The sequence below is a fragment of the Streptococcus merionis DSM 19192 genome (assembly GCF_000380085.1).
In the GTDB taxonomy this organism is placed as follows: Bacteria; Bacillota; Bacilli; order Lactobacillales; family Streptococcaceae; genus Streptococcus; species Streptococcus merionis.
The window spans coordinates 128,197-155,108 of the sequence record NZ_KB904555.1 but is presented as its reverse complement, the minus strand read 5'-3'; the positions used below and the strand labels follow the sequence as shown (position 1 = coordinate 155,108).

Annotated in this window: 25 protein-coding genes, 12 tRNA genes, 1 rRNA gene and 4 pseudogenes; 25 read left to right on the top strand and 17 right to left on the bottom strand. The window is 40.4% G+C overall.

Going from position 1 to position 26,912, the window contains the following annotated elements:
* The 13 genes from rrf to A3I5_RS0107880 form a co-directional block, all read left to right on the top strand.
* A 5S ribosomal RNA gene (rrf, locus tag A3I5_RS12125) occupies positions 1–96 on the top strand; the annotation flags it as partial.
* A 110-nt stretch (positions 97–206) separates the two neighbouring features.
* A tRNA-Val gene (locus A3I5_RS0107935) sits at positions 207–279 on the top strand.
* A gap of 5 nt (positions 280–284) precedes the next feature.
* Positions 285–355 (top strand) — tRNA-Gly (locus tag A3I5_RS0107930).
* Positions 356–401: 46 nt separating this feature from the next.
* Positions 402–475 (top strand) — tRNA-Ile (locus tag A3I5_RS0107925).
* A gap of 20 nt (positions 476–495) precedes the next feature.
* Positions 496–567 (top strand) — tRNA-Glu (locus A3I5_RS0107920).
* Positions 568–571: 4 nt separating this feature from the next.
* A tRNA-Ser gene (locus A3I5_RS0107915) sits at positions 572–661 on the top strand.
* A 9-nt stretch (positions 662–670) separates the two neighbouring features.
* Positions 671–744: transfer RNA gene (locus tag A3I5_RS0107910), tRNA-Met, on the top strand.
* A 5-nt stretch (positions 745–749) separates the two neighbouring features.
* Positions 750–822 (top strand) — tRNA-Phe (locus A3I5_RS0107905).
* Positions 823–838: 16 nt separating this feature from the next.
* A tRNA-Tyr gene (locus A3I5_RS0107900) sits at positions 839–919 on the top strand.
* Between the two features lie 11 nt (positions 920–930).
* Positions 931–1,001: transfer RNA gene (locus tag A3I5_RS0107895), tRNA-Trp, on the top strand.
* A 9-nt stretch (positions 1,002–1,010) separates the two neighbouring features.
* A tRNA-His gene (locus A3I5_RS0107890) sits at positions 1,011–1,083 on the top strand.
* Positions 1,084–1,093: 10 nt separating this feature from the next.
* Positions 1,094–1,165: transfer RNA gene (locus tag A3I5_RS0107885), tRNA-Gln, on the top strand.
* Positions 1,166–1,180: 15 nt separating this feature from the next.
* Positions 1,181–1,264, top strand: a tRNA-Leu gene (locus A3I5_RS0107880).
* Between the two features lie 354 nt (positions 1,265–1,618).
* On the opposite strand, the gene A3I5_RS13000 is transcribed toward A3I5_RS0107880, so the two are convergent.
* From A3I5_RS13000 to A3I5_RS0107860, 4 genes are all read right to left on the bottom strand, one after another.
* Positions 1,619–1,918, bottom strand: a complete 300-nt coding sequence (locus A3I5_RS13000; RefSeq protein WP_018374060.1) for a hypothetical protein — start codon at positions 1,916–1,918, stop codon at positions 1,619–1,621.
* A complete protein-coding gene (locus A3I5_RS13105) occupies positions 1,905–2,123 on the bottom strand; it encodes an IS630 transposase-related protein (protein WP_428835817.1) in 219 nt (72 codons plus the stop codon). Before A3I5_RS13105 ends, A3I5_RS13000 begins: the two co-directional genes overlap by 14 nt.
* Positions 2,124–2,539: 416 nt before the next feature.
* Positions 2,540–2,791: a hypothetical protein gene (locus A3I5_RS0107865; RefSeq protein WP_018374058.1), complete on the bottom strand. Its 252-nt coding sequence runs from the start codon at positions 2,789–2,791 to the stop codon at positions 2,540–2,542.
* A gap of 270 nt (positions 2,792–3,061) precedes the next feature.
* Positions 3,062–3,922, bottom strand: coding sequence for a helix-turn-helix domain-containing protein (locus A3I5_RS0107860; protein WP_018374057.1), 861 nt, complete (start codon positions 3,920–3,922; stop codon positions 3,062–3,064).
* Between the two features lie 89 nt (positions 3,923–4,011).
* Here A3I5_RS0107860 and A3I5_RS0107855 point away from each other — a divergent pair, with 89 nt between their 5' ends.
* Positions 4,012–4,908, top strand: coding sequence for an ATP-binding cassette domain-containing protein (locus A3I5_RS0107855; protein ID WP_018374056.1), 897 nt, complete (start codon positions 4,012–4,014; stop codon positions 4,906–4,908).
* Positions 4,895–5,590: an ABC transporter permease gene (locus A3I5_RS0107850; RefSeq protein WP_018374055.1), complete on the top strand. Its 696-nt coding sequence runs from the start codon at positions 4,895–4,897 to the stop codon at positions 5,588–5,590. Before A3I5_RS0107855 ends, A3I5_RS0107850 begins: the two co-directional genes overlap by 14 nt.
* 141 nt (positions 5,591–5,731) lie before the next feature.
* Here A3I5_RS0107850 and A3I5_RS12935 read toward each other — a convergent pair.
* A pseudogene (locus tag A3I5_RS12935) lies at positions 5,732–6,199 on the bottom strand (recombinase family protein); the annotation flags it as partial.
* Positions 6,200–6,244: 45 nt separating this feature from the next.
* A pseudogene (locus tag A3I5_RS13100) lies at positions 6,245–6,388 on the bottom strand (primase C-terminal domain-containing protein); the annotation flags it as partial.
* Between the two features lie 89 nt (positions 6,389–6,477).
* On the opposite strand from A3I5_RS13100, the gene A3I5_RS0107845 reads away from it, so the two are divergent.
* The 3 genes from A3I5_RS0107845 (at position 6,478) to spx (ending at position 9,411) form a co-directional block, all read left to right on the top strand.
* Positions 6,478–7,740, top strand: a complete 1,263-nt coding sequence (locus tag A3I5_RS0107845) for a competence/damage-inducible protein A (RefSeq protein ID WP_018374053.1) — start codon at positions 6,478–6,480, stop codon at positions 7,738–7,740.
* Positions 7,741–7,787: 47 nt separating this feature from the next.
* The gene (recA, locus tag A3I5_RS0107840) at positions 7,788–8,930 is read left to right on the top strand and encodes a recombinase RecA (RefSeq protein WP_018374052.1); all 1,143 of its coding nucleotides are present in this window, start codon (positions 7,788–7,790) and stop codon (positions 8,928–8,930) included.
* Positions 8,931–9,012: 82 nt separating this feature from the next.
* Positions 9,013–9,411 (top strand): transcriptional regulator Spx, encoded by a 399-nt coding sequence (gene spx, locus A3I5_RS0107835; protein WP_018374051.1) that lies wholly within the window; start codon positions 9,013–9,015, stop codon positions 9,409–9,411.
* 403 nt (positions 9,412–9,814) lie between these two features.
* Here the strand turns inward: spx and treC are convergent, their stop codons facing one another.
* Positions 9,815–11,449 (bottom strand): alpha,alpha-phosphotrehalase, encoded by a 1,635-nt coding sequence (gene treC / locus A3I5_RS0107830; protein WP_018374050.1) that lies wholly within the window; start codon positions 11,447–11,449, stop codon positions 9,815–9,817.
* A gap of 478 nt (positions 11,450–11,927) precedes the next feature.
* Positions 11,928–13,403 (bottom strand): annotated as a pseudogene (gene treP / locus A3I5_RS11840) (PTS system trehalose-specific EIIBC component); the annotation flags it as partial.
* 194 nt (positions 13,404–13,597) lie between these two features.
* On the opposite strand from treP, the gene treR reads away from it, so the two are divergent.
* Positions 13,598–14,311: a trehalose operon repressor gene (gene treR, locus A3I5_RS0107820; RefSeq protein ID WP_018374048.1), complete on the top strand. Its 714-nt coding sequence runs from the start codon at positions 13,598–13,600 to the stop codon at positions 14,309–14,311.
* Positions 14,312–14,321: 10 nt separating this feature from the next.
* Complete coding sequence (locus A3I5_RS0107815) at positions 14,322–14,789, top strand: GNAT family N-acetyltransferase (RefSeq protein ID WP_018374047.1); 468 nt, start codon at positions 14,322–14,324, stop codon at positions 14,787–14,789.
* 39 nt (positions 14,790–14,828) lie between these two features.
* Here the strand turns inward: A3I5_RS0107815 and glnA are convergent, their stop codons facing one another.
* From glnA to A3I5_RS12120, 6 genes are all read right to left on the bottom strand, one after another.
* Positions 14,829–16,175: a type I glutamate--ammonia ligase gene (gene glnA, locus A3I5_RS0107810; protein WP_018374046.1), complete on the bottom strand. Its 1,347-nt coding sequence runs from the start codon at positions 16,173–16,175 to the stop codon at positions 14,829–14,831.
* Positions 16,176–16,205: 30 nt separating this feature from the next.
* The gene (locus A3I5_RS0107805) at positions 16,206–16,568 is read right to left on the bottom strand and encodes a MerR family transcriptional regulator (RefSeq protein WP_018374045.1); all 363 of its coding nucleotides are present in this window, start codon (positions 16,566–16,568) and stop codon (positions 16,206–16,208) included.
* 72 nt (positions 16,569–16,640) lie between these two features.
* Positions 16,641–17,162: an FUSC family protein gene (locus tag A3I5_RS0107800; RefSeq protein WP_018374044.1), complete on the bottom strand. Its 522-nt coding sequence runs from the start codon at positions 17,160–17,162 to the stop codon at positions 16,641–16,643.
* Positions 17,163–17,437: 275 nt separating this feature from the next.
* Positions 17,438–17,893, bottom strand: coding sequence for a hypothetical protein (locus tag A3I5_RS0107795; protein WP_018374043.1), 456 nt, complete (start codon positions 17,891–17,893; stop codon positions 17,438–17,440).
* Between the two features lie 13 nt (positions 17,894–17,906).
* Complete coding sequence (locus A3I5_RS0107790) at positions 17,907–18,119, bottom strand: helix-turn-helix domain-containing protein (protein ID WP_018374042.1); 213 nt, start codon at positions 18,117–18,119, stop codon at positions 17,907–17,909.
* A gap of 2 nt (positions 18,120–18,121) precedes the next feature.
* Complete coding sequence (locus tag A3I5_RS12120; protein ID WP_018374041.1) at positions 18,122–18,634, bottom strand: DUF2975 domain-containing protein; 513 nt, start codon at positions 18,632–18,634, stop codon at positions 18,122–18,124.
* 221 nt (positions 18,635–18,855) lie between these two features.
* On the opposite strand from A3I5_RS12120, the pseudogene A3I5_RS11830 reads away from it, so the two are divergent.
* Positions 18,856–19,035: pseudogene (locus A3I5_RS11830) on the top strand (helix-turn-helix domain-containing protein); the annotation flags it as partial.
* A 291-nt stretch (positions 19,036–19,326) separates the two neighbouring features.
* Here A3I5_RS11830 and A3I5_RS0107775 read toward each other — a convergent pair.
* The 3 genes from A3I5_RS0107775 to A3I5_RS0107765 all read right to left on the bottom strand — a co-directional run bounded on the left by A3I5_RS0107775 (position 19,327) and on the right by A3I5_RS0107765 (position 22,764).
* Positions 19,327–19,791 (bottom strand): hypothetical protein, encoded by a 465-nt coding sequence (locus A3I5_RS0107775; RefSeq protein ID WP_018374039.1) that lies wholly within the window; start codon positions 19,789–19,791, stop codon positions 19,327–19,329.
* 527 nt (positions 19,792–20,318) lie between these two features.
* Entirely contained in the window at positions 20,319–21,515 is a 1,197-nt protein-coding gene (locus A3I5_RS0107770; RefSeq protein WP_018374038.1) for a phosphoglycerate kinase, read from the bottom strand.
* Positions 21,516–21,774: 259 nt separating this feature from the next.
* Positions 21,775–22,764, bottom strand: a complete 990-nt coding sequence (locus A3I5_RS0107765) for a LacI family DNA-binding transcriptional regulator (RefSeq protein ID WP_018374037.1) — start codon at positions 22,762–22,764, stop codon at positions 21,775–21,777.
* Positions 22,765–22,885: 121 nt separating this feature from the next.
* Here A3I5_RS0107765 and A3I5_RS0107760 point away from each other — a divergent pair, with 121 nt between their 5' ends.
* The 4 genes from A3I5_RS0107760 (at position 22,886) to dcuC (ending at position 26,848) form a co-directional block, all read left to right on the top strand.
* On the top strand, positions 22,886–23,302 hold the full coding sequence (locus tag A3I5_RS0107760; RefSeq protein WP_018374036.1) for a GNAT family N-acetyltransferase: 417 nt from the start codon (positions 22,886–22,888) through the stop codon (positions 23,300–23,302).
* On the top strand, positions 23,292–24,212 hold the full coding sequence (locus tag A3I5_RS11825) for a ribokinase (protein WP_018374035.1): 921 nt from the start codon (positions 23,292–23,294) through the stop codon (positions 24,210–24,212). The genes A3I5_RS0107760 and A3I5_RS11825 overlap by 11 nt, the downstream gene beginning before the upstream one ends.
* A complete protein-coding gene (gene rihC / locus A3I5_RS0107750; RefSeq protein WP_018374034.1) occupies positions 24,213–25,133 on the top strand; it encodes a ribonucleoside hydrolase RihC in 921 nt (306 codons plus the stop codon).
* A gap of 356 nt (positions 25,134–25,489) precedes the next feature.
* Positions 25,490–26,848 carry a C4-dicarboxylate transporter DcuC gene (dcuC, locus tag A3I5_RS0107745; RefSeq protein WP_018374033.1) on the top strand — a complete coding sequence of 453 codons (1,359 nt, stop codon included), beginning with the start codon at positions 25,490–25,492 and terminating at the stop codon, positions 26,846–26,848.
* Positions 26,849–26,912 lie beyond the last annotated feature (64 nt).

The window sequence follows — 26,912 nt, the reverse complement described above, 5'->3', positions numbered from 1 at the left end:
GGATACACCTGTTTCCATGCCGAACACAGCAGTTAAGTCCTAGCACGCCTGAAGTAGTTGGGGGGTTCCCCCTGTGAGATAAGGGAGTTGCTTAGCGAGAGGGAGTTTAGCTCAGTTGAAAGCGAGAGGAATTTGAGCTTTCAATCGGGAGATAGGGGAAGCGAAGCTTTCTACCTTTTCCCAGCTAGAGTTAAACTGCCATTTATGGGAGTTTAGCTCAGCTGGGAGAGCATCTGCCTTACAAGCAGAGGGTCAGCGGTTCGATCCCGTTAACTCCCATATAAGCGGGTGTAGTTTAGTGGTAAAACTACAGCCTTCCAAGCTGTTGTCGCGAGTTCGATTCTCGTCACCCGCTTTGAACATTTGTTCAAATTAACCAAGCATTATAGCATTATAGGCTTGGGCGCGTAGCTCAGATGGTTAGAGCGCACGCCTGATAAGCGTGAGGTCGATGGTTCGATTCCATTCGTGCCCATTAACTGAATAAGTTAAAATGGTCCGTTGGTCAAGGGGTTAAGACACCGCCTTTTCACGGCGGTAACACGGGTTCGAATCCCGTACGGACTATTTTGGAGGATTACCCAAGTCTGGCTGAAGGGAACGGTCTTGAAAACCGTCAGGCGTGTAAAAGCGTGCGTGGGTTCGAATCCCACATCCTCCTTTTTATTATCGCGGGATGGAGCAGCTAGGTAGCTCGTCGGGCTCATAACCCGAAGGTCGTAGGTTCAAATCCTGCTCCCGCAATATTTGGCTCGGTAGCTCAGTTGGTAGAGCAATGGATTGAAGCTCCATGTGTCGGCGGTTCGATTCCGTCTCGCGCCATTTTAAGTTAATATTTGGAGAGATAGCGAAGAGGCTAAACGCGGCGGACTGTAAATCCGCTCCTTAGGGTTCGGGGGTTCGAATCCCTCTCTCTCCATACCTTTACTTACGGGCATAGTTTAAAGGTAGAACTAAGGTCTCCAAAACCTTCAGTGTGGGTTCAATTCCTACTGCCCGTGTATTATATGGCGGGTGTGGTGAAGTGGTTAACACATCAGATTGTGGCTCTGACATTCGTGGGTTCGATTCCCATCACTCGCCTTTTTATTAATGGGGTATAGCCAAGCGGTAAGGCAAGGGACTTTGACTCCCTCATGCGTTGGTTCGAATCCAGCTACCCCAGTTACTAATTATACTAGCCGGCGTGGCGGAATTGGCAGACGCGCTGGACTCAAAATCCAGTGTCCTCACGGACGTGCCGGTTCGACCCCGGCCGCCGGTATAGTTTTAGGTCTCTAAACGTTGATTTAGAGCCTTTTTTAGTGCGGTTGTTCAAAATTTGTTCAAAAAGGGCTTTACTCGCTTAAACCCTTGAAAAAATGGGATAGTCACTCAGTTCTAAAATAGTACAGCAGACACTTGTCTACTGTTTTGATCGTTTTCAACAGTTCAGCGACATTTGCCCATGTTTTTTAGATTAGATTGAGCTCAGGAGAATAAGGTGAGAGAGGAAGAAAATAATGTCTCTTTAGCCAAACAAAGTTGAGCTAAGCGTTTTTGGGGGTGAAAGCTGGCATTCCATAATGACAATGACGATATGTGGCCTATCTAAGGCTGTTAAAAGTTGATTTTCAAACTAAGCGATAAAGAATTGACTAGTCATGCTTTGCTTGTAAACCATTGATGCAACAAACCGACCACCAACTTGTCCGGCAACAATGGACATACGTTCAAAACGCCTGCCACTAATCTTGCCGATGACCTTTTTCTCTCGTTTACTTCGCCCATGTTTTCGATAAAGATACGTATCAATTATTGTTTCATCAATATAAACAATCGATAAACCAGCTAAAACAGGTAAAACCGTTAGAAATGGCCTAACCTTTTCTGGATTTTGCTTTTTAAAGCGTGTTGTCTTTTTTTTAAGGGATACCAATTTTCTTCAAGACTGACCAAACACACTGTGGATGACAGTTGAAATGATCGGCTATTTTTCTCAAAAAAGCGTCGGGATGGGCAGTCATATAGGCTTCCAATTGGTCTAAAGGGAGTTTGCTTGGTTTTCGTTTTCTAGGAGTTATTTCTAAAGTGCTGGTAGCTTCTAGTTGATTTTCCCATAGATAGAGGGTGTTGCGACTAATCCCAAAGACATGACATGTTTCCTGCTTTGTGTGACCGAAGTTTTTATAGGCAATAACACGTTATCCATATACCATAACAATAGTATAGCATGTACTAGCTTAAAGCTGAAAGACTATAATCGCCCGATAACAAGGCATTTATCATATTTCCTCATCCTTCAGTATACTGTTAGTATCAACTAGAACAGGAGAATTTTTAATACATCTCGTTATCGGGCAGTTACTTTTGAAATTAACTAGCACCACGGTATAATGTTATCTTTTTTTTATCTAAAAAAGGGGTAACTAATTCTAATATCTGATTATAATTCTCAAAAGTGGCTGATACGTGAATCTTAAAACCGAAAATATTTGAAGGCTTATACTCAACATTCCTATAAATAAAAGAAGCACTCATCTATACACCACCTACATATCTACTTTTGAATTGTCTTGGAGAATGGCGTTTTATGATTCTTAATAAAATCCTCAAACCAATTCGTCTCATCTGACTCATATTCATAATCTTCTGATTCATCATATTCGTAATCATCATCATCAGAAAAATCAACTTTTCCAAATGTAATAAATTTATTATTACTTGATTTTTCAATTGATGGTTTTACAAACTCAAATAATGTCAAAATGCTGATTCCTACTACCAACAGTATAACAGTTGCCTTTTTCATTATCTTTACCTCCAATGACTTTTTAATTTAAAAAAGAGATACTGCTCTCTTACTTAGTAGCAATATCTTTCTTAATAGAAATCTGATTAAAATTTACCAAAACAAATAAAGGTATTCACTTGTTTTCCTCGACCAGATTTCACCAATTTAGGGTTACGGTTTACATTTTTTACAAACTTAGTCATTTATTTTTTCCTCCGAAATATTTTTTGTTGTTTGTAAGACTTACAAGAATTATTCTACAGGAAAAATCAATTGACTTTAAAATCGTTACATATCTGTAAGTTGACTGATAGTTTGCTCAATTTGTCTAGAAATACTATAACTCTCTATAAAATCTGTCATTTTTAAACATTCTTTCATGATATCTAGTGCATCTTCAAATCCCTGTAAATATCTTAAATGAGCTTTACAAAATTTTAATCGTAATTTTTCCATAAGATATCTATCTAAAATATTGAAATTATCAAGGATTTTAATAAACTTAGGGGCAATTCTTTCCTCCCCTCTATCCAATAAAATTCCTGTAATATTCAACAGCAAGCGATAGGTTTTTCTTTGATTCTCTTCGATACTATCATAAAATTGACTTCGAGTGATTGCTTCTTGTCCTAAAACCTCTAAAGCTTTTGTTTCTAAAGAACGAGCACAATTACTTAATATCCATAATTCATATCTACACCACTCATCAATGGACATCAAGTAATCTGTTATCACTCTTTTTTCTTCTTTAGGGATAACGATAGATAAATCACAGTCATTCATAAAAACATGTAATACAGCAATCATCAAGCGATCAGATTTTCTCCCCGTAACATGATACTTACACTCATAATCAGAAAGACTACGCCTAAAAAAATCGATATCTCTATTTTCTATTGCTTCATACAATTCTTTAGATAAACGCACATCTTCAATGTCATAATAATTGTTATAAAAAGTTGAAAACTCTCCCTGTAAAACATCCATATTATTCAAACAATGGAAAAATGTGTCAACTGTCAGATTGCTCTTTCCATTCTCAAAACGTGATAACTGAGCAGGGGTTACAAAATCGCCAGCTACTTCCTTTAAGGACATATTTTTTGATTCTCGAATAATTTTAAAAACTTTTCCGATTTTTTCTTTCATCAGAGCCCTCGTTACAGATATGTAATTAATTCTAGTTTTATTAATAAATAGTATATCATAGATTTATTCCAAAAATGAAAGGAAAACATATGTCAACACTTCTTCAACTTGATACAATCACCAAACAATATAAAAATCAACTAGCCGTCGACCATATCTCTTTCTCTATTCAAAAAGGAGAAATCTGCGGTCTAGTCGGGGAAAATGGAGCAGGAAAGACAACACTTTTGCGAATTCTCTCTGGATTGATTCTACCTAGCTCTGGAAATATCCTCAAAGATAGCCCTTACCGGATTGGAGCTTTAATTGAATCTCCGGCTCTGCAGCCTAATCTTTCGGCAGAGGGTAATCTTCACTATATTGCTCTACAACTAGGGCTAAAAGATAAAAAACAAATGATTCAAAAAGCTCTTGAAACAGTTGGTCTAAGCGATGTTGATCCGCATAAGAAATCTAAGGATTTCTCCCTTGGTATGCGACAAAGGCTTGCTATTGCTATGGCTATCTTGGATCAACCCGATTTTCTCATTCTCGATGAGCCTATCAATGGTTTAGACCCTGCAGGCATCCGAGATATGCGAAATATCATCCTCAATCTACGTGAAAATTACCACATGACTATTCTAATCTCTAGCCATATTTTATCAGAATTAGAATTAGTCGTGGATCGTTATATTATTATGCATAAGGGAAAAGTTCTACGACAATTTTCAAAAACAGAACTCCAGCAAGAACTAGAAGAAAAACTCTATCTATCAACTGATAAGCCTGAAAAAACGAAATCTCTTCTAGGAAATCAAGACATTCCATTCCAAGAAGAGGAAGATTACTTCATTCTTCCAAAGGAGACAGATATTATGCCCCTTATCACACAACTTATTCATGAACATATTGAACTAAAAGAAATTTTCAATAAGAAAATCGCCTTTGAAAGCTACTACCTACAACTAATTCAAGAAGGAGAAACTACCCATGAATTATCTTAAAGCAGACCTCTATCGTATCCTAAAAGAAAGAAAATTACTTCTATCCCTCTCTATTCTCTTTGGTTTATCACTACTATCTGCCTTTTTACTAAATAGTACTCCCTCAAAAGAAGAGTCCACTACCTTGATTCAACTCTTGACACAGTTTCTCCCTCTCTTTTTCCTTGCCCCTACAAATCTTCTTTTTGGAGAAGATTTCCACCACCGAACCATTAACAACCTCATTGTCAAAAGACAAGAACGAACACCTATTTTTCTCTACAAAATTCTAACAAACCTGATTATCAATCTACTCTACGTTCTCTTCTCCTACAGTCTAGCAAGCCTTTTTCGTCTTTTACTAGGAGGTGCAGTTGATAGCGAAGCTATTTGGTCAATTTTTATACACCAACTCCCTATTTACATCTGCATTATTTTACTTGCATCTACCCTCTTTATCGCTTTTAACAAAATCAACCAAGCCTACCTTTCCTTTATTCTCATTGTTCTTCTTTTCGATAATATCCTCAACCTTATCACAGAAAATATCCTACATCTCCCTGCGCCTAAGAGCATTTTTCTCTTTATCGCTTTGCAAAATACAGATACACATTGGAATAGCAGCACTATCACCGCTTGCCTCTTTACAATTATCTACTTAGCAAGCAGCTATTATCTATTCAAAAAGAAAGAATTGAAATAACTTCCAGAGAGTGGGATAAAAATCGGTAATTTCGCAGAAATTCGATTTTGTCATCCCACCTCCGCACAGTTGAGTAGGGCTCTAAAAGTTGATTTATCAACGTATTAGAGCCCACTCAACCACTGCGTCTTGTCAGTAAATCTAAAAATACAGGAGGTTGGAACTACTTTTGTCCCAACCTCTTCTTTTTACTCCATATCTCTCCCTATACCTTCTAAACGTCCTAGCATTTATCTCAACCATCTCCTCAATCTCACGATCAGAATGTCCTGCAAGAAAAAGCTCAAAATCACTTTGGATCATACTTACTAAACAAAGGTTTACGGCCTTTATACCGTCCCTTACGTTTAGCTATCTCTATTCCCTGACATTGCCTTTCAAGGAGTCGCACTCTTTCCGATTCAGCTTGATATTTATAGAGCTCCAAAATCAAATTATTCAATAATCGACGCAGATTCTCATCTTCAATACCAGATAATGAAGGTAGATTTAAAGCCTCAACAGTTGCTCCTTTAGGCGTGTCTCAGAAATCGTCTCAGTCAGTTCCTTATTATTTCTTCCTAATCTATTTAACTCAGAAACAACGACAATACCCTCTTCTTTAATAAATCAAGATATTCTAAATTGTCTTGAGTGGAATTTGAACAATACCAAATGCTTGCAAGTTAAGTCAACTGGTAAGCTCTTGTTAAAGTATTCTCTGAAGTTTTGAGATATCATCTTAGCCACACTAACAACTTTAAAATCAGAAACAGCTGTCACAAAAACAGATTCTTTTAAAACAAAGTATACTTGATACCTTCTTGTAGTAAGTTGTAAGATATTACCTATGTGCTACTTTTTTTGTTAAAATGGGGGTAAAATTACGAATAAGAAAGTAGGTCGTCATGAAAGCTGAAGTGATTGCAGTGGGAACAGAGATTCTGACTGGTCAGATTGTCAATACTAATGCCCAATTTTTGTCGGAGAAATTTGCTCAGATCGGGGTGGATGTCTTCTACCATACAGCTGTTGGAGATAATGAAGAGCGGTTGCTGGCAGCGTTAGAAATAGCTCGTGACAGGAGTGATTTGATTGTTCTCTGTGGGGGTCTTGGGCCGACTGAGGATGATTTGACCAAGCAAACTTTGGCTCGTTTTCTAGGTCGGGATTTGGTCTTTGATGAGGCTGCTTTAGCGAGATTGGACAGCTTTTTTGCGAGTAGGCCAGCTAGTTCTCGTACGCCCAATAACGAACGGCAAGCCCAAATCGTGGTCGGAAGTACTCCCTTGCCTAATCAAACGGGTCTAGCAGTTGGTGGTCTCCTTGAGCAGAACGGAGTGACCTATGTTGTTTTACCTGGGCCTCCTAGTGAGCTCAAGCCTATGGTGACAGAGGAATTGATTCCTTTACTAGTTAGTCAGAATCAGAAACAGCAGCTTTATTCCCGTGTTTTACGATTCTTTGGCATTGGTGAAAGCCAATTGGTGACCGTCTTGGGCGATCTAATCAATCAGCAGACGGATCCGACCATTGCTCCATATGCTAAGACTGGTGAAGTAACCTTGCGCCTGTCTACTAAGGCAAGTTCTAAGGTCGAGGCAGATGCTAAGTTGGATAAATTGGAAGAGAAAATCTTGACTCATGGTGAACTCTCCCAACTTATGTACGGCTATGGTGATGACAACAGTTTGGCAGCAGTTGTTTTTGAACTGCTACTGTCTCAAGGGGCAACTCTGACCGCAGCAGAAAGTCTGACAGCAGGACTTTTTCAGGCAACTTTGGCTGACTTTTCGGGAGCTTCTCAGGTTTTCCCAGGAGGCTTTGTGACCTACAGTTTGGAGCAAAAATCTCAGATGTTGGGCATTGATCCTGAGAAGTTGGCAGCAGCTGGTGTGGTGTCTGATTTTACCGCTTGCGCCATGGCAGAGCAGGCTAGAAAATTGACCAGCAGTGACTATGGCGTGTCATTAACAGGAGTGGCTGGTCCAGACAGGTTAGAGGATCAGCCAGTAGGCACTGTTTTTATAGGCTTGTCCAGTCACAAAGAAACCAAAGCCTACCGCTTCATGATTGGGGGTAGAAGCCGTCAGGATGTCCGCCAAATCGCCTGCATGCACGCCTTTAATCTCATACGGCAAACTTTATTAAATGGCGGAAATTTGCTATAATAGAAAGACAGGACTGTTCTAGAGACAGTTAGAAAGAGGATAAAACATTGGCAAAAAAACCAGCAAAAAATTTAAACGAAATTACTAAGAAATTTGGAGATGAGCGCAAAAAAGCTCTTGATGATGCCTTGAAAACCATTGAAAAAGACTTTGGTAAAGGTGCGATTATGCGTCTAGGTGAGCGCGTGGAGCAAAAGGTTCAGGTCATGAGTTCAGGCTCGCTTGCGCTTGATATTGCCCTAGGTGCAGGTGGGTATCCTAAAGGCCGTATCGTCGAAATCTACGGACCAGAATCGTCTGGTAAAACTACCGTTGCCCTTCATGCTGTCGCCCAGTGTCAAAAAGATGGAGGGATTGCAGCTTTTATTGATGCTGAGCATGCCCTTGATCCCCTTTACGCGCAAGCTCTTGGAGTTAACATTGATGAGCTTCTCTTGTCACAGCCAGACTCTGGTGAGCAAGGCCTTGAAATCGCTGGCAAATTGATCGACTCAGGAGCGGTGGATCTGGTGGTTATTGACTCAGTTGCAGCCCTTGTGCCACGTGCTGAAATAGACGGAGACATCGGTGATAACCACGTAGGTCTGCAAGCCCGCATGATGAGTCAGGCTATGCGTAAGCTCGGTGCCTCTATCAACAAGACTAAGACTATCGCCATCTTTATCAACCAATTGCGTGAAAAAGTAGGCGTCATGTTTGGTAATCCAGAGACAACTCCTGGTGGGCGTGCCCTTAAGTTCTACTCATCTGTCCGTCTAGATGTTCGCGGAACGACTCAAATCAAGGGGACAGGTGACCAGAAAGATCAGAATGTCGGTAAAGAAACCAAGATCAAGGTCGTGAAAAATAAGGTTGCTCCGCCATTTAAAGAAGCTTTCGTGGAAATCATGTATGGCGAGGGGATTTCTCAAACTGGTGAATTGGTGAAGATTGCGAGTGATCTTGACATCATCAAAAAATCTGGCGCTTGGTTCTCTTACGAAGGTGAAAAAATCGGCCAGGGTTCTGAAAATGCTAAGAAGTTCCTCAAAGAAAATCCGGAGGTTTTTGCCGAAATTGACAAAAAAGTTCGAATTCATTATGGCTTGATTGAAGGTGAAGAAGTGCCTGAAAACACGCCAGTACAGGATGAAGCGCCTGTTTCTGAAGAGATGACGCTGGAGTTGGATGCGATTGAAATCGAAGAATAATCCAAAATAGGTCTTCCGACGGATGGCAAAATGTGGTATACTAGATATAATGTTAGTATCACATAGAGCAAAGGAGCACGAAATGATCAAGATTTATACTGTATCAAGTTGCACCAGTTGCAAAAAAGCAAAAACCTGGTTGAACGCTCACCATCTCCCGTATAAAGAACACAACCTCGGTAAAGAATCCATTACAAAAGCTGAAATTTTAAAAATTCTTTCAAAAACAGAAAACGGAATCGCCTCTATTGTTTCCTCTAAAAACCGTTATGCAAAAGGTTTAGGCGTTGATATTGAGGAGCTCAGTGTCAGTGAGGTGATTGACATTATCACTGAAAACCCAAGAATTTTGAAAAGTCCTATTTTGATTGATGAGAAACGTTTGCAAGTTGGCTACAAAGAGGATGATATTCGTGCGTTCTTGCCACGTGCCGTTCGGAATGTTGAAAATGCCCAAGCCCGTCTCAGAGCTGCTCTTTAAAGAGTGGCTTTTTTGTTTTGTAGCCCAAGGCGGTTGTCTTGGAGAGAGAAAAATAATAAGGAGTAAGGATAGACAGCTATGATAGCTTTGTCCTCACTCCAAAAACTTGTAATCACAAATTTTGACTAAGCTATCAAGTTAAACAGTTCGTGTCCTTAGTCTTAAATGCATGATACCATTATAAAGAGTACCATCATACCAAACATCCAACAATTTATTTATGAAAGCAATTTTGTTTAGGTTGCTCAATACCTAAAAACTGCATGAGGTCAACGTTTATTTAACGAAGCCTCCATGCAGTTTTATTATTTTTAGAGTTTTTATCTATTACTTTGGTATAAGTGAGAATGGAACTGCTATAGAAAAACAGCTAAAATCGTGCAAACTTTAGCCCAACAGATCACTAGTGGTCAACTGTTTGCAGCACTGCCAGAGTTTGGTAAGGTTTCAAGGTCACTGCCTGACCGAGAGTCGTTGTCTCATAGTTGGAAATGAGGATTTCACCGTCAGCAAAATCACCGAGAGGAATCTCCGTTGCTTCTCCATAGAAGTTGTTAAGAACAAGCAGACGGTGTTTTTGGTCATGGCGCTCAAAGGCGTAGACCTGTGGATGATCTTGATAGGCTGCCTTGTAGCTGCCTTCTGCAATGAGATCCATGTCCTTGCGCAGTTGAATCAAGGCTTTGTAGAAGCTGTAAATCTTGCCATCTTTTTCCTTGGCTACATTAATCTCTGGATAAGATTTGCCAGGCTTGAGCCACGGTGTTCCTGTGGTGAAGCCGGCGTTAGCTGAGTCGTCCCATTGCATTGGTGTTCGTGCATTGTCTCTGGATTTAGCTTGAATAATGGCAAAGGCTTCCTCTGGCGAATGCCCCTGATCCAGCAGAATCTGATAGTTATTTAGACTTTCCACATCAACATAATCACTCATTGTTTCAAAATCTGGATCAATCATACCAATCTCCTCACCCATGTAAATGTAAGGTGTGCCACGCGACAGGTGAATGGCGGCCGCTAGCATGGTTGCCCCTTCTTCGCGGAAATTTGTGACATCAACGAAGCGATTCAAGGCTCGCGGTTGATCGTGGTTGTTCCAGAAGAGGGCATTCCAGCCACCGCCTTCGCTCATTTCCTGCCCCCAGCTGTGGAAGAGACGTTTGAGCTCTTCAAAGTCAAAAGGCATGATGGTCCACTTTTGGCCGTCCTTGTAGTCCACCTTGAGATGATGGAAATTAAAGGTCATGTCTAATTCCTTACGATCTGGTCGTGAGTAGAGCAGGCAGTTTTCAATCGTTGTCGCACTCATTTCTCCCACGGTCATGAGATGATCTGCTTTGCCAAAGCTAGCTTCATTGAGCATGCGTAGGTAGTCGTGGTTGATAGGGCGGTCAGTGTAGGCAGGTTTTCCATCATTGACAGGACAATTTTCTAACACCTCGTCTTTACCGATTAAATTAATCACGTCAAAACGGAAACCCTCAACACCCTTATCTCGCCAGAAGTTGACCACTTCAAAAAGAGCCTTGCGAACATGAGGATTACGCCAATTAAGATCCGCCTGAGTTTCATCAAAGAGATGGAGATAGTATTTCCCTGTGTCGCCAAAAGGCGCCCAAGCGTTACCACCAAACTTTGACACCCAATCGGTCGGCTCGTCTCGCAGGATAAAGAAATCTTGATAGAAAGCGTCACCAGAAAGAGCCTTTTGGAACCACTCATGCTCAATTGAGCAGTGATTAAGCACCATATCTAGCATAAAACCGATGCCGTAACCACGCGCCTTTTCCACCATCTCCTCAAAGTCTGCCATAGTCCCAAAACGCGGATCAATCGCCATATAATCAGACACATCATAGCCATTATCCCGTTGCGGACTGGGATAAAAAGGATTGAGCCAGATGATATCGATGCCCAGATCTGCTAGATAGGGTAACTTCTCAATAATCCCGCGAAGGTCTCCCATACCGTTTCCTGTCGTGTCCTTAAAGGATTTTGGGTAAATCTGGTAAACTACCTTCCGGTGTTTCTCGTTGGTCATATTGCATTTCCTTTCTTGGTAAATGATCCAATCCTACTATTTTAGTTTATCAAAAAATTTTTTACAGTGGCTTAAAGAAGTGAGACTAGAACAAATAGCATTTTAATCTTGCACTTTGTAACAGCAAAATTTAGCTGCAGTAGCTGATGAGTTTTTGATTTCTATATTTTTATAGAAGTTGACGCCGCTTTCAAAATCAAAAAGCAAGAAGGCTGGGCAAAATGTCCAACCTCACCTCTCATCGTTTGCGTAAACCTCTCAGCGCAATGGTTGGGAGTAAGACTTGTTGGCTATGCCAACTTAGTCTTACCCCTGCGAAGATCATTAGGTGCTTTAGCGCCAATGAACCACTGCTGATTGGCAGATTTGTCCGTGTTTTACACTCCAAATCTGGTCTAATCAACTATGCAGGGGTGGAAAAACGAACTCTTTTTTGATTGCTCGAGTTCTTTCCCACTTCCTCCTGCTATATCGCTTAGTCTTTTTTGTTGAAAAGGCCTGTTTTCTTGAAAGTGAAGGTCAAGACCATCGGCACCACAATCGCGACTGCCATACACACGACGAACATGAGCATGGATTTAGACTGAATGGCAAGGAATCCTGGGAGTCCACCGACACCGATAGCGTTTGCTGTCACACCGAAGGTTGTTGACAAGAGACCTGCCACACCTGAACCGATAATCCCTGCTACAAATGGGTAAACATACTTGAGGTTAACCCCGAAGAGGGCTGGCTCAGTTACGCCAAGATAGGCTGAGATAGCAGCTGGAAGCGAGATTTGCGCTTCTTTTTCATTGTTGCGGTGGCTAAAGTAGTAAGCTAATACCGCAGAACCTTGCGCGATGTTTGACAGGGCAATCATTGGCCAGAGCATGGTGCCACCAGCGTCTGCAATCAACTGGGTATCAATAGCGTTTGACATATGGTGAAGGCCAGTGACAACAAGCGGTGCGTATAGGGTTCCAAAGATTGCTCCAAATAACCAACGGAAAGAACCTGTCAAACCGGCTAAAACGACTGATGAAATAGCTTTACCAATTGTCCAACCGATTGGACCAAGAACTGTATGTGCCAAAATAAGGGCTGGAATCAGGGATAGGAATGGCACGAAGATCATTGACACCACTTCTGGGATACGCTTACGCCAGAAGATTTCAAGATGAGCGAGGGCTAGACCTGCTAAGAGCGCTGGGATAACTTGCGCTTGGTAACCGATCATGTTTACTTGGAAGAAACCGAAATCCCATTGCGGCACTTCACCAGTTGCCAAAGCGCTAGCTGCACCGTAAGCATTGAGCAATTGTGGAGATACCAGAGTAATACCTAGGATAATCCCTAAGATTTGAGTGGTGCCGAGTTTACGAGTAACAGACCAAGTGATTCCTACTGGAAGAAAGTGGAAGATCGCTTCACCTGGCAGCCAGAGGAAGTGGTTAACACCATTCCAAAAAGGTGAGACCATGGTGATGGTATTCCAGACCGGATTTCCATCAGTATCAAAGACTTTTACACCGTCAAGGACCTGTTGCCCCAACCATGGCATGCCGACCTGTTCCAAGATATTTCTAAATCCAAGGATCAAACCACCGACGATAATGGCTGGAATAATTGGTGTAAAGATTTCGGCCAAGAATGCTACAGCCTGTTGCAATTTATTTTGCTTTTTAGCGCCAGCTGCCTTGACCTGCTCTTTAGAAACACCCTCAACGCCTGAAACGGCTGTAAAGTCATTGTAGAAGATCGGCACGTCATTCCCAATGATGACTTGGAACTGCCCCGCATTGGTGAATGTCCCCTTAACGGCTGGAATGTTCTCAATTGATTTGACATCAGCTTTGCTGTCGTCGTTGAGAACAAACCGCATCCGCGTCGCACAGTGTGTCACGGCGCTGATATTGTCTTTGCCACCGACTGCTTGGAGCAGATCTTTAGCTTCTTGTTGGAATTTTCCCATGTGTTTACTTGAATACCCCTGTCGGAGTATTCCTCCTCCTTTTTTAAAATTTGTTCGTACAAATTTGTTATTGCTATTGTAACCGATTTCTAATTCTTTTGCAAGCCTTTTTACCTTAAAAATTTAAAATCTCCTCTTTTTTTTGTATAATAGATTTACTTGTATGACTATTACCCTACCAATGAAAGACATTTATGAAAAAATATCAAGAAATTTTCAACGATTTAAGAGACAGAATCACTAAAGGTCATTATGCACCTGATGAGCTCCTACCAACTGAGCAAAATCTTCGCAAAATATACGACGTCAGTCGTGACACTGTTCGAAAAGCTTTGAGCCTGCTGACAGAGGCTGGACTAATCCAAAAAATCCAAGGACGTGGCTCTGTTGTCATCAAGCAAGAACAGGTTGATTTCCCCGTATCGGGCCTGACTTCCTATCAAGAGTTGGTCGAAACACAAGGGCTTCATTCTAAGACAGAAGTCATCTCCTTTGAGCTCTTGACCATCGATAGCCATTTAGCACTCTTAACTGGCTTTAAACAACATAGTAAGGCTTGGAAAGTCGTCCGCACAAGGGCGTTAGATGGTAAAGTAGCTGTTCTTGATACAGACTACCTGTCCTATGACTTTGCACCGCAGCTAAGTCAGGAAATTGCAGCCAAGTCTATCTATGCCTACCTAGAAGATGATCTCCAACTGGACATTTCATACGCCCAGAAGGAAATTACTGTCGAGCCTAGCAGTCAAGAAGAACGGGAATTGATGCAAAATAAAGATGATTTCCTTGTCTTGATTAAATCTCGCGTTTTCTTGGGCAACGCGCAACAGTTTCAATATACTGAAAGCCGTCATAAACTGGACAAGTTCAAGTTTGTTGAATTTGCTCGTCGAAAGCACAGTCTATAAAGGAGAAGCCATGCCAATCAGACCAGCCACTCCACGTGATATTCCCGCAATTCAAGAGTTACTCGCTCAAATTTTAGATGTCCATCATCAGGTTCGACCGGATCTTTTTCATGCTGAGGGTGGTAAATTCACTGATGATGAGCTAGCTCATCTGATGGAAAACCCTGCGACACCGATCTTTGTCTATGTGGATGATTCGGACACGGTTCTTGGGCATCTCTTTCTCGAAATCAAACATTACGGCAGCAAGGCACGTAAACCTGTATCTTCCCTCTTTATCGAGGATCTCTGTGTGGCAAAAGGCACTCGTGGTCAGGGAATTGGACGTCAATTTTACGACTTTGCCAAGTCCTATGCAAAAGAGCATAATTGTTACAACCTAACACTCAACGTTTGGAATGCCAATCAAGATGCCTTGCGTTTCTATGAAAACCTAGGGCTTAAGCCGCAACAAACTCAGTTGGAAGAAATCCTGTAAGACTACAAAAAATGACCCCGAAAGGTCATTTTTTACTAATCAATAAGTGTCTAAGTAGTTGTCGATTTCCCATTGGGAAACGAAGGTTGCGTAGCTAGCCCACTCGAAGTTTTTAGCATCTACAAAGTTAGTGTAGATATGTTCACCCAGTGCCTTGCGGACAACTTCATCCTTACGAAGCCCCTTAACGGCATTGCGTAGCGTTGATGGTAAATCTGTGATACCAACCGCCTTACGCTCTTCCTCGGTCATAGCATAGATATTGGTTTCGACTGGGGCAGGTGCTTCCAGTTTATTTTCAATCCCATGTAAGCCGACTTCCAAAAGAACGGCCATAGCCAAATAAGGATTAGCCATCGGGTCGACAGAACGCAGTTCAAGTCGGGTGCTGATCCCGCGAGAAGCTGGTACTCGTACTAATGGCGAGCGGTTTTGACCAGCCCAGGCCACATAAACTGGCGCTTCAAAACCTGGAACCAAGCGCTTGTATGAGTTCACCGTTGGATTTGTGATAGCCGTGTAGCCGTAAGCATGAGTCAAAAGCCCCGCTAAAAAGTGATAGGCTGTGTCTGATAACTCCATACCGCGTGGGTCTTTAGGGTCGTAAAAAGCATTACTGCCGTCTTGAGCAAAGAGGGACATGTTACAGTGCATGCCAGAGCCTGCGATGCCGTATTTGGGTTTGGCCATAAAGGTCGCGTAGAAGCCATGTTTGCGGGCAATCGTTTTGACAACCAGTTTAAAAATTTGGATATTGTCGCAGGCCTTGAGAACATCTGCATATTTGAAGTCAATTTCGTGCTGGCCCACAGCACACTCGTGATGGCTAGCTTCTACTTCAAAGCCCATCTTGGTCAAAACATTGACAATCTCACGGCGAGTATTATCCGCAAGATCGGTAGGTGCCAGATCAAAATAGCCACCCTTGTCATTCACTTCAAGGGTTGGATTGCCTAATTCATCCATCTTGAAGAGGAAAAATTCTGGCTCTGGACCTAAGTTAAAAGATTTGAAGCCAACCTCTTCCATGTGACGCAAGGCTTTCTTAAGATTTCCACGAGGATCCCCTGCAAAAGGTTTACCATCTGGCGTATAGATGTCACAAAGCAACCCGCCGACAGCGCCATTTTCATCCCCCCAAGGAAAGACCATCCAAGTATCCAAGTCTGGGTAAAGGTACATGTCGGACTCATTAATCCTTACGAAACCTTCAATAGATGAACCATCAAACATTGCCTTGTTTGACAGGACCTTATCCACCTGCTCAGGTGTAGCAGGGATCTCAACGTTTTTCATTGTTCCCAAAATATCGGTGAACATGAGACGCAAGAAAGTGACATTTTTTTCTTCAATTTCACGACGAATATCAGCTACTGTGGTAACCATGATGGGCTGTTCCTCTTTCCAAGATTAAGTTTATCTGCCAAATCCTCCAAATGGATTTGCATTAGTGGTAAAACGACTTTGTTGGGAGATTTCATTTTGAAGAAGTTGGCGAACTTTACTATCAGACAGAGGTTGTTTTTTCTTAGCGGCTTGTTCTTCATATTTGCGCTGGATAGCTGCAATATTGAGACCATCTGCTAAGTAATCCTTGATTTCCAATAGCCGATCCATGTCGTTGAGCGAATACATTCGGCGATTGCCGTCATTACGTTCTGGAGTGATTAAGCCTTGGTCCTCATAATAGCGTATTTGCCTAGCGGTCAAGTCTGTCAATTTCATAACGCTGCCAATAGGAAATACTGATAAATTGCGACGTAGTTCCTTTTCCTTCACGATTTTACTCCTGTGTTACATTATAGTTTGTTTTTTAATATTCGTCAAGTTGCAATGTTAGGTTTTCTAACATTATTTTTTGATTTTTTTCTGAAAAAGACTTTGGTGAACTTTTTTCCACTCAGAGTTGATGATAATAGCGATGAAAACACCGATAAAGGTTTCTGCGACCCGAATCAAAGCGTACATGAGGCGATTACCAGACGGAATGGAAAGCGTGATGATCAGGAAAGCTGATACTCCACCGATGACACCTGGTTTATTGTCCATAGCCACATTGGTTGAGATGGTCAACATGGCAAAAAGCGGAACAACAAAGAGCGTTAGCCAGAAATGTTGACCGATCGCTGTCTCAATTAAAAAGAAGAGAAAAGCGTAGAGCCCTCCAACGGCATTGCCATAAATCCGTGAAGCTCCAAAGTGAACACTGCTGTCAAAGTCTTCTCGCAGACTAAAAACAGCTGAAAGTGCTGCGATTTGAACCCCTTCCCAGTCAAAAAATTTAAACAATAAGAGGGTAAAGAAGACAGCCAAGCCAGACTTAACCACGCGCATTCCTGGCCGCATTTGCTGCCAATCTATTTTTAATTTCATCACCGGCCTCCTCCGTCTATTATAACATCTTGAAAGGCAAATAGAAATAAAAAGAGGGAGTGAAAGTCAATCGTGATTGTTCCAAATCGATCGTTAGCACTCCTTTATTTAATGGAATCTACTCTGACTAACTAAGGAAGACTTTGCTTGTTCAGATTCAGGTCGAAAATAGTTGCTGGATAGTCTTACATCTTCAAACCACTGCGTTAATCTGTGTAGCAGCAGCCTTTTTTCTCAGTTTCGTCTTTCCACCTTCAAACGGTTGCAGTTCAGCTTTATTTTTTCAAAACAAGCACTACATCATCATCAACCGTTGAAGCAATATCGAGTTTATCAAGATTTTGAACAGATACCTTTTGGATAGAAAACCATGTTTTTTTAGCGTGACGGATATTAAAATCATCCGCACTTCCTGCTTGGATGCTTTCAAATGGTTTACCAGCTAAGCTAAAAGTCTTTTTAGGAAAGCCTCTTTCCAGCTGATCTCTAGAAGCCATCAGATAGATAGTTCCTGTAAAGGAAGGCTCTAAGACCTTTTTATCCGTTGATTTCACAGAGAGGACCTCTATCTCACCTATTTTATCGTCTACCTCTTTTTCAGCTTCCTCAAAGGCCTGCTCGATTTCAGCGGCCGTGTTATCTACAGCTTTCTCAGCTTCCTTATCTAAATCACAGCCCGTCAAAAGCAAGAGACAGAGGCAGGAAACTATCCATTTGATGCTATTTTTCATCGTTGTGTCCTTTCTAATCTTCGACAATGTACTCCAAAATGTCACCTGGCTGACACTTTAGAATCCGACAAATACTCATCAAGGTGTTAAAGCGAATCCCCTTGGCCTTACCTGTCTTTAGAATGGACAGGTTGGCCTCGGTAATGCCGATCTGCTCTGCTAACTCTTTGGAGGTCACTTGGCGATCTTTTAGCACCTTATCTAAATTGACTTTAATTTTTTCCATGGCTAAATAATCTCATTGTAGTCCGTTTCAATCTGCTGACCTCGTTTGAGAACTTCACCAGCAACAAAGGCAATCACGATAAAGACCAGATTTACCCAGTAATCACCGAGCGAGAAATCAAATGTATCGCTGATATGACCAACATGAACAATTCTAAAAAATAATGCTGTCAAAAGCTGTAACCCGGTAATTCCCAATAGACCAAAAAGGATGTGATGAACTGTCTGGATATTTTCTGAGATAAAAATGCTATTTACTTGGAATTGGCGGACCAGCTTCTGGATACAAATGGCCATATAAAGCATGATTATGAAAATCCCCAGTGCCACAAAGAGAGCAAGGAGCGCGTGAAAAACTGTGAAGTGCCCATACTTTACTGGAGTATATTGCCAGATTTTGTCACCTAAAATCATAGTAGCAACTATACCTATACAAATCGATCCTGCAATGAAAGCAAAGCCGTATTGCGCAGCTTTAGCAATGATAAAAACTAGTTTTAAGATGAAATCTTTCATTTTAACCCCCTATTATTATTGTTTAATGATAATTGTTTCTTTAAAATTATTATAAAACAATAATAAACAGAAGTCAAGCGTTTTCAAAAAAATTAAGAAAAAAGTATCATTCGAACGTGATTTGAAAGTTCTAAAATGAAGTTAGCCACTTGAGGGTATGAAAAAACATCTCAGAGAGATATCATTGTAATCACTACAACAACAATTAGGAAAACTCTGAGATGCAAAACTATTATACACCAAAAGGGAAACATTTGACACTAGCTGACCGTAGAAATATAGAACGTTGGTTACATGAAGGGTGTTCCAATCGTGAGATCGCTAGGCAATTAGGTAAAGCAGCTCAAACGATTAACAACGAAGTTGAACGTGGGCAAGTCAGACAACAGGTGCATAAAGGAAAACGAAGAGACGGTAAAGCAAGCGGCTAAGAAGCGGGATAAGGATGAGGTCTTCCTCTTCTCCTAGAAATACCTGATAGAGTCCATTCTAGTCGGCCTAAGAAGAAATTCAGAGGAAAACTAAAAAGACTGCAACTCCTGCCTTTATAGTGTGTAAGTTACTAATGTCAAATTTATAACGTGGCCAAAAATTTTTAGATTATTCAGAGGTTATTTCACCATCATTTTTAGGATTCGAAAGATTAGCAGGAGGTTGGTAAACTGCTAATAACAACTGTAGCAAATAGTTTATTAAAAAAGAAAAGCGACAATATCTTTAGCCAATAGGCTAAATGGCAGTCGTATTCCTGATAAGCGGGCAATATAAGAAGTGCGGTAAAGAATTAAAGCAATTAGCCACAAGAGAGACTGACCGCCCAATATGATCTGCCACCACTTTTGTTTAGGTAAAATTCCAAGCAAGTCATAAAGCAACAAAATCAAGGGTAGACAGGTAAATAAAAGAGGGACTCCTAATGAAAATGCTGCTATAAGAAAGATAGCTTCTCCATAAAGTTTGAAATAATAATAGGCTGCAAGAAGCTGGCTAAACAGCAAAAAGGCAAAGAGCACTGTTTTATAAGACAGGAGCATTTTTCCAACGATCCCAATTTTTAATAATCGATAAGCTTTTTGTTGGAGCACAAATAGCAAACCAGCATGAATAGGATAAACAGCAAGCAGCAAAATAAGTAGCAAAAGTAGAAAGGTCCCCATCGAATTTCTCCTCCATATTAATTTTTTCTTCCATTTTATCATATTATGCGACTTTCAACCATCTGCCAATATAGCAGTAAAAACAGCAATATACAGCTTTGTATAAAACAAATGAAAGTTCTGCTGCCATCACGACAGATTTGATCCACTGAATTTTAAGCAGATTTACCTTATTGGTCAGCGCTACTAATCTCAAAAGTACATTGCACTTACCGAACTTTCTAAACTTGTTTTAGATCGCAGAACATCTATGATAGACACAAAAAAGCGTCATAGCAACGCTTTTTTCTAATATTATCTACAAAAATACAGTAACTAATGGACAGTTGCCGATGCCATCTAACCACTTACCACCAATTGCATCAGATGTGGCAGGGAACGTAAATGTCTGGCATCATTAAAGCCCCACCGTGTCACAAATATCTACATCATCACAAAAGGGCGACTTGTTCGCCCTTTTGCTATCATTTCGATTTTGCTCCTTTTTCTACAAAATCAGGATTTTGCAGAGATTAACGGGCTAAATCTTATTTTTCTGTCAAAGCAGCTAAGCCTGGAAGTACTTTTCCTTCTAACAATTCCATTGATGCACCGCCACCAGTTGAAATCCATGAGAACTTGTCTGCACGGCCGAGGTTGATGGCTGCTGCTGCTGAGTCACCACCACCGATGATTGATTTTACACCTGGTTGTTTCACAATAGCATCCATCACGCCGATAGTACCAGCTTGGAAGTCAGGATTTTCAAAGACACCCATAGGACCATTCCAGACAACTGTCTTCGCACCAGTCAATGCTTCATCAAATTTAGCGATAGATTTTGGACCGATGTCAAGACCAAGGAAGCCTTCAGAAACTGCTTCGCCTTCAGTATCACGAACTTCAGTATAATCAGCAAAGGCATTTGCTTCTTTTGAATCAACAGGCAAAATCAATTTACCATTTGATTTTTCAAGCAATTCTTTTGCGACGTCCAATTTATCTTCTTCTACAAGCGAGTTACCGATTTCGATACCTTGTGCCTTGTAGAAGGTGTAAGTCATACCGCCACCGATAAGGACTTTGTCAGCTTTTTCAAGCAAGTTTTCGATAACACCGATCTTGTCTGAAACTTTTGAACCACCAAGGATTGCTACGAATGGACGTTCCGGAGTTTCAACGGCCTCTTGGATGTAGGCAATTTCGTTTTCAAGAAGGAAACCAGCAACTGCCTTTTCAACGTTTGCTGAGATACCAACGTTTGAGGCATGAGCACGGTGAGCTGTACCAAAGGCATCGTTTACGAAGATACCGTCGCCAAGGCTAGCCCAGTATTTGCCAAGTTCTGGATCGTTTTTAGATTCTTTCTTGCCGTCAACATCTTCAAAACGCGTGTTTTCAACCAAGAGAACTTCACTGTCTTTCAAAGCGTTGATAGCAGCTTCCAATTCAGCGCCACGAGTTACTCCTGGGAAGATAACTTCTTGACCAAGTTTAGCAGCCAAATCCTTAGCTACAGGAGCAAGTGATTTACCTTCTTTATCAGCTTCTTCTTTTACACGTCCAAGGTGAGAGAACAGCACTGCACGACCACCTTGATCGATGATATACTTGATGGTTGGAAGCGCCGCAGAGATACGGTTGTCGTTGGTAATCACGCCGTCTTTTAAAGGCACATTAAAGTCAACACGAACGAGGACTTTCTTGCCTTTCAAATCAACGTCTTTAACAGTCAATTTTGCCATTTGGAATTGTCTCCTTAAAAATTTTTTACAAGCTCATTATATCACATTTTCTGCTATTTTCCTAAAAAGGGATGAGATTTTTTGGGGAACAAAGGAGTTTGAGGAATCGATAGCAGGATTGCTAGCTTTTAACTGTCTATTCGTTATCAATTGGCATAGCGGTAAACTGACAGGTTTAAAAATTAACACGAGTGCATTTGATGTGAGATAGACTGAATGATTCTCATAGTAATACCAGTTATAAACTAGTCATTTTAAATTAAAATTTTATTATTCGAGGCGGAATCAGTTCGATATGAGGGTGGGCTGATTGATTGATAGCTTGAACGATTTTTTCGCAACATTTTTTTGACAAGAGATCCGTATCCTGAGCAATCGAAGGTATATGGATGTCAAACATATTAGATATCTCTAAATTATCATATCCAACAACAGGAATCTTCAAATGGATATCCTTAGAGCGACAGGAATTGAGAAATCCATAAGCCATCAAATCATTGCACGCAAAGACACCATCAATATCATATTCCAAAAGTCGTGCTCCTAGGATTTTTCCAGACGAAAAACTATAGTCTCCTTCTTGTATCCAATTTTCTTCATAAGGTAACCCAGCTTCTTTTAAGGCACTTTTATAGCCGTCTAATCTCTTTCTGGCATTATAAGAATTGAGGTTTCCCGTAATACAGGCAATACTTTTGCAGCCCTGATCAATTAAATAACGAGTCGCTAAAAACCCTCCTTGCTCATTATCAAAGGATATTTGCGACATACTATCATCCCCTTCAAAAATACGGTCAATAATCAAAAACGGAACTGATAATTGTTTTAATAATTGGAGCGTGTCGCTTATACTGGAAATATCTTCGTTAGATGGACAGATTAGTAACCCCTCTACCTGATGGTTCACTAACGAGCGTACTAATTCTGATTCTTTTCGAGATGAGTTATCACTATTAGCAATAATCAACAAATATCCCATTTGCTGCAGGCTCTTTTCAATATTTTTAGATAATGTAGCAAAAAAAGGATTTGTAATATCAGGTACTACAAGACCAATCATATTTGATTTTTGCGACACTAAGGATCGAGCAACCTGATTAGGCTGATAATTAAGCTGTTTAGCAATTTCAAAAATCTCATTTTTCTTTTCGTCAGAAATACGGGATGGCCGATGATTTAATACTAGTGAAACAGCTGTTTCTGAGACATTTGCTAAATGGGCAATATCCTTCAATCGAACACGCTTCATGTGTCAACTCTCCATTAATAATTTCCCTTCATCATACCAAAAAATTTTCCCAAAAACAACTTGACAGCGGTTTCAAAAAGTGCTATCATGTCCTTGGGAAGCAGAGGTAAAACGTTTTATCATGAGCTATTGTATTAAATGCAACGTCTTAGATGAGAAAATTTATCTGAATTTGCATGGTAAATGTCAGTTTGCAATTTATCCAGAAGATGATGTCAAAATAGGAATTGAAAGTCATTTATTTGATGTCGTACTATACCACGATGACTTGGCTATCGGAATGGCAAGAATCGTAGGGGATAATCGTCTTGTCTTTTTTATCAAAGATTTCATGATTCTTCCAGAATATAGAGGGCAAAAACTCAGCTATTTAATCATGGCATCCCTTTTAAAGTATATACGGCAAAATGGTTGTGAACAAGCTTATATTGGACTGATGGCAACAAAAGGGTACGAAAGATTCTACGAAAAGTTCGGTTTCATAAGACGTCCTAATAAGGATCTAGGAAGTGGAATGGTGATGTTTAATGAAAAATAAATTATATGTTTTTGGCAGTGTCAATCTAGATTTTATGATTGAACAGGAAAGATTTCCCCATCAAGGAGAAACGGTCAATGGAAAAAATTTTAGAAAGTTTTTTGGAGGTAAAGGAGCCAATCAAGCGATTGCAGCGGCTATACTAGGCGTCGATACAGAGCTTATTGCAACTGTAGGCGTTGAGGAATTCTCGTTGGTCAAAAATCATCTAGAACATCACAAAGTCAGGACAAATTACCTCTCTTCAATAGAGGGTGTGCACACAGGGATTGCTATTGTCTTACAATCGCAGGGAGATAACCGTATTATCCTAGATAGTGGGGCCAATTCATTCCCTTCGCTTTCTTCTTTGAGTAAAGCTTTAGATACTGCCCAGACTGGAGACGTCTTACTATTACAATTTGAAATTCCTGTGAAAGACATTTTTGAAAGCATACAGTTGGCTAAACAAAAAAATCTGATTGTCATCCTAAATCCTACACCAGTCCAAGCTATTCCTGATTATATTTATGAATTAGTAGACTATCTCATCCTAAATCAGACAGAGGCTGAAGCCTTAGCTAATATTTATCCTAGAAGTATCAACGACTGCGAAAATGTTTTTAACATTCTGCAAGATAAAGGCTTAAATTCACTAATTCTGACTCTGGGCAGTCAAGGAAGTGTATGGATAGATAGACATTCTAAATTATACTATCCAAGTGAAGAGATCCAAGTTGTTGACAGCACTGGCGCTGGCGATGCCTTTATCGGAATGTTTGTGTCGGGATTAATCAATAAACAGAGCCCGTCTACTATACTACAATATTGCAATAAGGTGGGAGCTCTTACTTGTCTTAAAAGAGGAGCTGTCATTGGCGTTAATTCACTATCAGAACTTACAAAACACCTAAATGAGGAGGAGCTGTAAATGCTTAAGAAGCCTATTATTATTGACACTGATCCAGGTATTGATGATGCCGTTGCCCTTGCTTTAGCCCTTTTCTCTAAGGAGTTAGACGTTAAATTGATAACAACTGTTGTCGGTAACGTTAGCCTAGAAAAAGTAACGCGTAACACCCTTCAACTGCTGACTTTCTATGGTAAGAATATACCCGTGGCAGCTGGGGCCAGAAAGCCTTTATTAAGACAAGCATTTGACGCATCAAGTGTTCATGGTGATAGTGGTTTAGGAGCTTACCGTTTTCCTGATTTTCAAGATACCAACTTACTAGAACAACACGCTGTGGTAGCTATGTACAATACCATCATCAACTCGGATAGTCCTGTTACGTTAGTCCCAATAGGCCCGTTAACAAATATTGCCCTTCTTCTTACAATGTTTCCTGATATCAAACCTCAGATTAAAGAAATTATTCTAATGGGTGGCGCTATCGGCAGAGGAAATTCTGGTATTTACTCTGAATTTAATATTACCATTGATCCCGAAGCTGCAGATATTGTTATGAGCAGTGGATTAACTATCACGATGGTTCCTTTAGAGATCGGACGTAAAGCTTTGGTCTTTCCTGAGGATGCTTTAAAGATTAAGGAAATGCATGCAATAGGAGACATGTTTTACAAACTCTTTAAAACTTATAGAGGTGGCAGTTTCAATACAGGCTTAAAAATGTATGATGGAAGTGCTATTGCCTATCTTCTTAAACCTGAATTATTTTCGACACAAAAAGCTTTTGTAGCTGTTGAAACGAAAGGAGATTTCACATCTGGTGCTACTATTATCGATCTACAAGGTAACTTAGGTAAAGATGCAAATGTTACCGTTGCAACAGATATCAATCCAGATGAGTTTAAAAAATGGTTCATGGAAACTATAGAAAAATGTGTATAGCCTAGTGGCAAAAATTAGGGAGGAGCGGGATCAACTCCAACCAATCAAGAAAGGCTTTCTTCATTGAGGTTCAGGGAGTCAAGCTATTCACACTAAAAACGAACGAGACTGAGTACCTTTTATCTCAACCTCACTTCTCCAAACACTTGCAAATGGTTCTTTCTACGAATCAAAAATAAAGTCTGGATTTGGGCCCAGCCTATAAACTTTCTTGTTAAGTCAAGTGTGACAAGGAGACAACCACGAGCCTATTCCATGACTCTGTTGCTCTAGAAAATCTTTCGGTAGTTAAGTTAGAAAACATAGTACTTGGGAATGCAAAATCCCCAGAAACTTATTTTACGAGGAGGAATAAAATGGAAACTATATTGGTATTTTTAATCAGCGCTGTATCACTGCTTGCTATTTCATATATGCTTATTAAAAAGCATGACATTAAAATAAGTTTATTTGCTATCGGATTGATTTTGCTGTATGTTGCGCAGTTATTGGGACATCCTATTTTAGAAAAGCCCTCTCATTTTTTACTAGATCCTATAACAGTTATTGTGAATCAATTAGGTGACACTCTATCAGGAGCAGGTTTGGTCATTCTCATTCTTGGAGGCTATTCTGCTTATATGACCGCCATTGGAGCAAACGATATGACTGTAAGAATGTTAACAAAACCTTTAGTTTATATCAAATCCCCTTACATTCTTGTTCCCGTTGTATTTTTACTAGGAAATTTACTATCTTTAGTGATACCTAGTGCTTCTAACCTAGCCATCATTTTAATCGCTACTTTATTTCCTGTTCTTAGAAAATCAGGTATGTCTAATTTAACAGCTGCTGCTGTTATTGCAACAACAGCAACTATTATGCCTACTCCTCTTGGTTCAGACAATGTTGCTGTTGCCGAAGCATTAGGAATATCTGTATCCGAGTATGTTTTTAGTTCCCATGCTATTATATCTATCCCAACCCTATTTGTAATGGCCTTAGTGCACATGGTTTGGCAAAAATATTGTGATTCTAAAGAAAAAAATATGGCTATAATTGAAGTCTCCGAGACTCAAGAAACTGTTAAGTCTTTTAGTGTTCTGTACGCCATCCTCCCATTGCTTCCAATCCTAATTCTGTTAGCAAGCTTTATTCTGAATCTTTTTGGGATTGTTCTACCTTTAACTGTGGTGTCTGTCACTATTATTTCATTTATAATCACTTTATTTATTGAATTACTGAGAAACAAAGAAACCAAAGAAACTCTTGCCAAATCTGATAAGTTCTTTAAAGGGATGGGAAGTGCTATTGACATTGTCATGTTACTAGTTGCTGCCTCTACATTTGTCAATGGTTTAAAAGGCATCGGATTGATTACTATCCTTCAAGAGACAATGACAAAGACCTCATCTTCAGGTGTGTTACTTCCAATCATTCTTGTCATTTTTTCTGCAATTATCGTGTTACTAAGCGGTAGTGGGACAGCCTTATTCTTTGCCATGGTTCCTCTATTAGTTCCTCTTGCAGAATCTGCTGGCATTTCGCCCGTTGCCCTATCCGTTCCATTAGGATTGGCAGGGAACCTTTTCCGAGCAGTTTCACCTGTATCAGCAGTAATCCTTATCGTCGCAGGAGCTACGAAAGAAGATCCTATCAAGCTAGTGAAAAGAACTGCAATCCCAATGTGCGTAGGTGTCTTATTTATGATGATACTATCTCTGATGATATTTTAGAAGTTTATCTGAACTATTTTTCGCCCAGATAAGCACTTTCTCAATAAGAATTAAGATTTTTTGA

What these genes read in the sequence shown, in the direction of transcription:
- dcuC (WP_018374033.1), top strand. Translation starts at nt 25,490, where the DNA reads ATGGAAACTATATTGGTATTTTTAATCAGCGCTGTATCACTGCTTGCT.
- rihC (WP_018374034.1), top strand. Translation starts at nt 24,213, where the DNA reads ATGCTTAAGAAGCCTATTATTATTGACACTGATCCAGGTATTGATGAT.
- treC (WP_018374050.1), bottom strand. Translation starts at nt 11,449, where the DNA reads ATGACCAACGAGAAACACCGGAAGGTAGTTTACCAGATTTACCCAAAA.
- A3I5_RS0107850 (WP_018374055.1), top strand. Translation starts at nt 4,895, where the DNA reads ATGAATTATCTTAAAGCAGACCTCTATCGTATCCTAAAAGAAAGAAAA.
- A3I5_RS0107860 (WP_018374057.1), bottom strand. Translation starts at nt 3,922, where the DNA reads ATGAAAGAAAAAATCGGAAAAGTTTTTAAAATTATTCGAGAATCAAAA.
- A3I5_RS11825 (WP_018374035.1), top strand. Translation starts at nt 23,292, where the DNA reads ATGAAAAATAAATTATATGTTTTTGGCAGTGTCAATCTAGATTTTATG.
- A3I5_RS0107765 (WP_018374037.1), bottom strand. Translation starts at nt 22,764, where the DNA reads ATGAAGCGTGTTCGATTGAAGGATATTGCCCATTTAGCAAATGTCTCA.
- A3I5_RS0107855 (WP_018374056.1), top strand. Translation starts at nt 4,012, where the DNA reads ATGTCAACACTTCTTCAACTTGATACAATCACCAAACAATATAAAAAT.
- glnA (WP_018374046.1), bottom strand. Translation starts at nt 16,175, where the DNA reads ATGGTTACCACAGTAGCTGATATTCGTCGTGAAATTGAAGAAAAAAAT.
- A3I5_RS0107800 (WP_018374044.1), bottom strand. Translation starts at nt 17,162, where the DNA reads ATGAAATTAAAAATAGATTGGCAGCAAATGCGGCCAGGAATGCGCGTG.
- A3I5_RS0107770 (WP_018374038.1), bottom strand. Translation starts at nt 21,515, where the DNA reads ATGGCAAAATTGACTGTTAAAGACGTTGATTTGAAAGGCAAGAAAGTC.
- A3I5_RS0107775 (WP_018374039.1), bottom strand. Translation starts at nt 19,791, where the DNA reads ATGGGGACCTTTCTACTTTTGCTACTTATTTTGCTGCTTGCTGTTTAT.
- A3I5_RS0107795 (WP_018374043.1), bottom strand. Translation starts at nt 17,893, where the DNA reads ATGAAAAATAGCATCAAATGGATAGTTTCCTGCCTCTGTCTCTTGCTT.
- A3I5_RS0107845 (WP_018374053.1), top strand. Translation starts at nt 6,478, where the DNA reads ATGAAAGCTGAAGTGATTGCAGTGGGAACAGAGATTCTGACTGGTCAG.
- A3I5_RS0107815 (WP_018374047.1), top strand. Translation starts at nt 14,322, where the DNA reads ATGCCAATCAGACCAGCCACTCCACGTGATATTCCCGCAATTCAAGAG.
- spx (WP_018374051.1), top strand. Translation starts at nt 9,013, where the DNA reads ATGATCAAGATTTATACTGTATCAAGTTGCACCAGTTGCAAAAAAGCA.
- treR (WP_018374048.1), top strand. Translation starts at nt 13,598, where the DNA reads ATGAAAAAATATCAAGAAATTTTCAACGATTTAAGAGACAGAATCACT.
- A3I5_RS12120 (WP_018374041.1), bottom strand. Translation starts at nt 18,634, where the DNA reads ATGAAAGATTTCATCTTAAAACTAGTTTTTATCATTGCTAAAGCTGCG.
- A3I5_RS0107790 (WP_018374042.1), bottom strand. Translation starts at nt 18,119, where the DNA reads ATGGAAAAAATTAAAGTCAATTTAGATAAGGTGCTAAAAGATCGCCAA.
- A3I5_RS0107865 (WP_018374058.1), bottom strand. Translation starts at nt 2,791, where the DNA reads ATGAAAAAGGCAACTGTTATACTGTTGGTAGTAGGAATCAGCATTTTG.
- A3I5_RS0107760 (WP_018374036.1), top strand. Translation starts at nt 22,886, where the DNA reads ATGAGCTATTGTATTAAATGCAACGTCTTAGATGAGAAAATTTATCTG.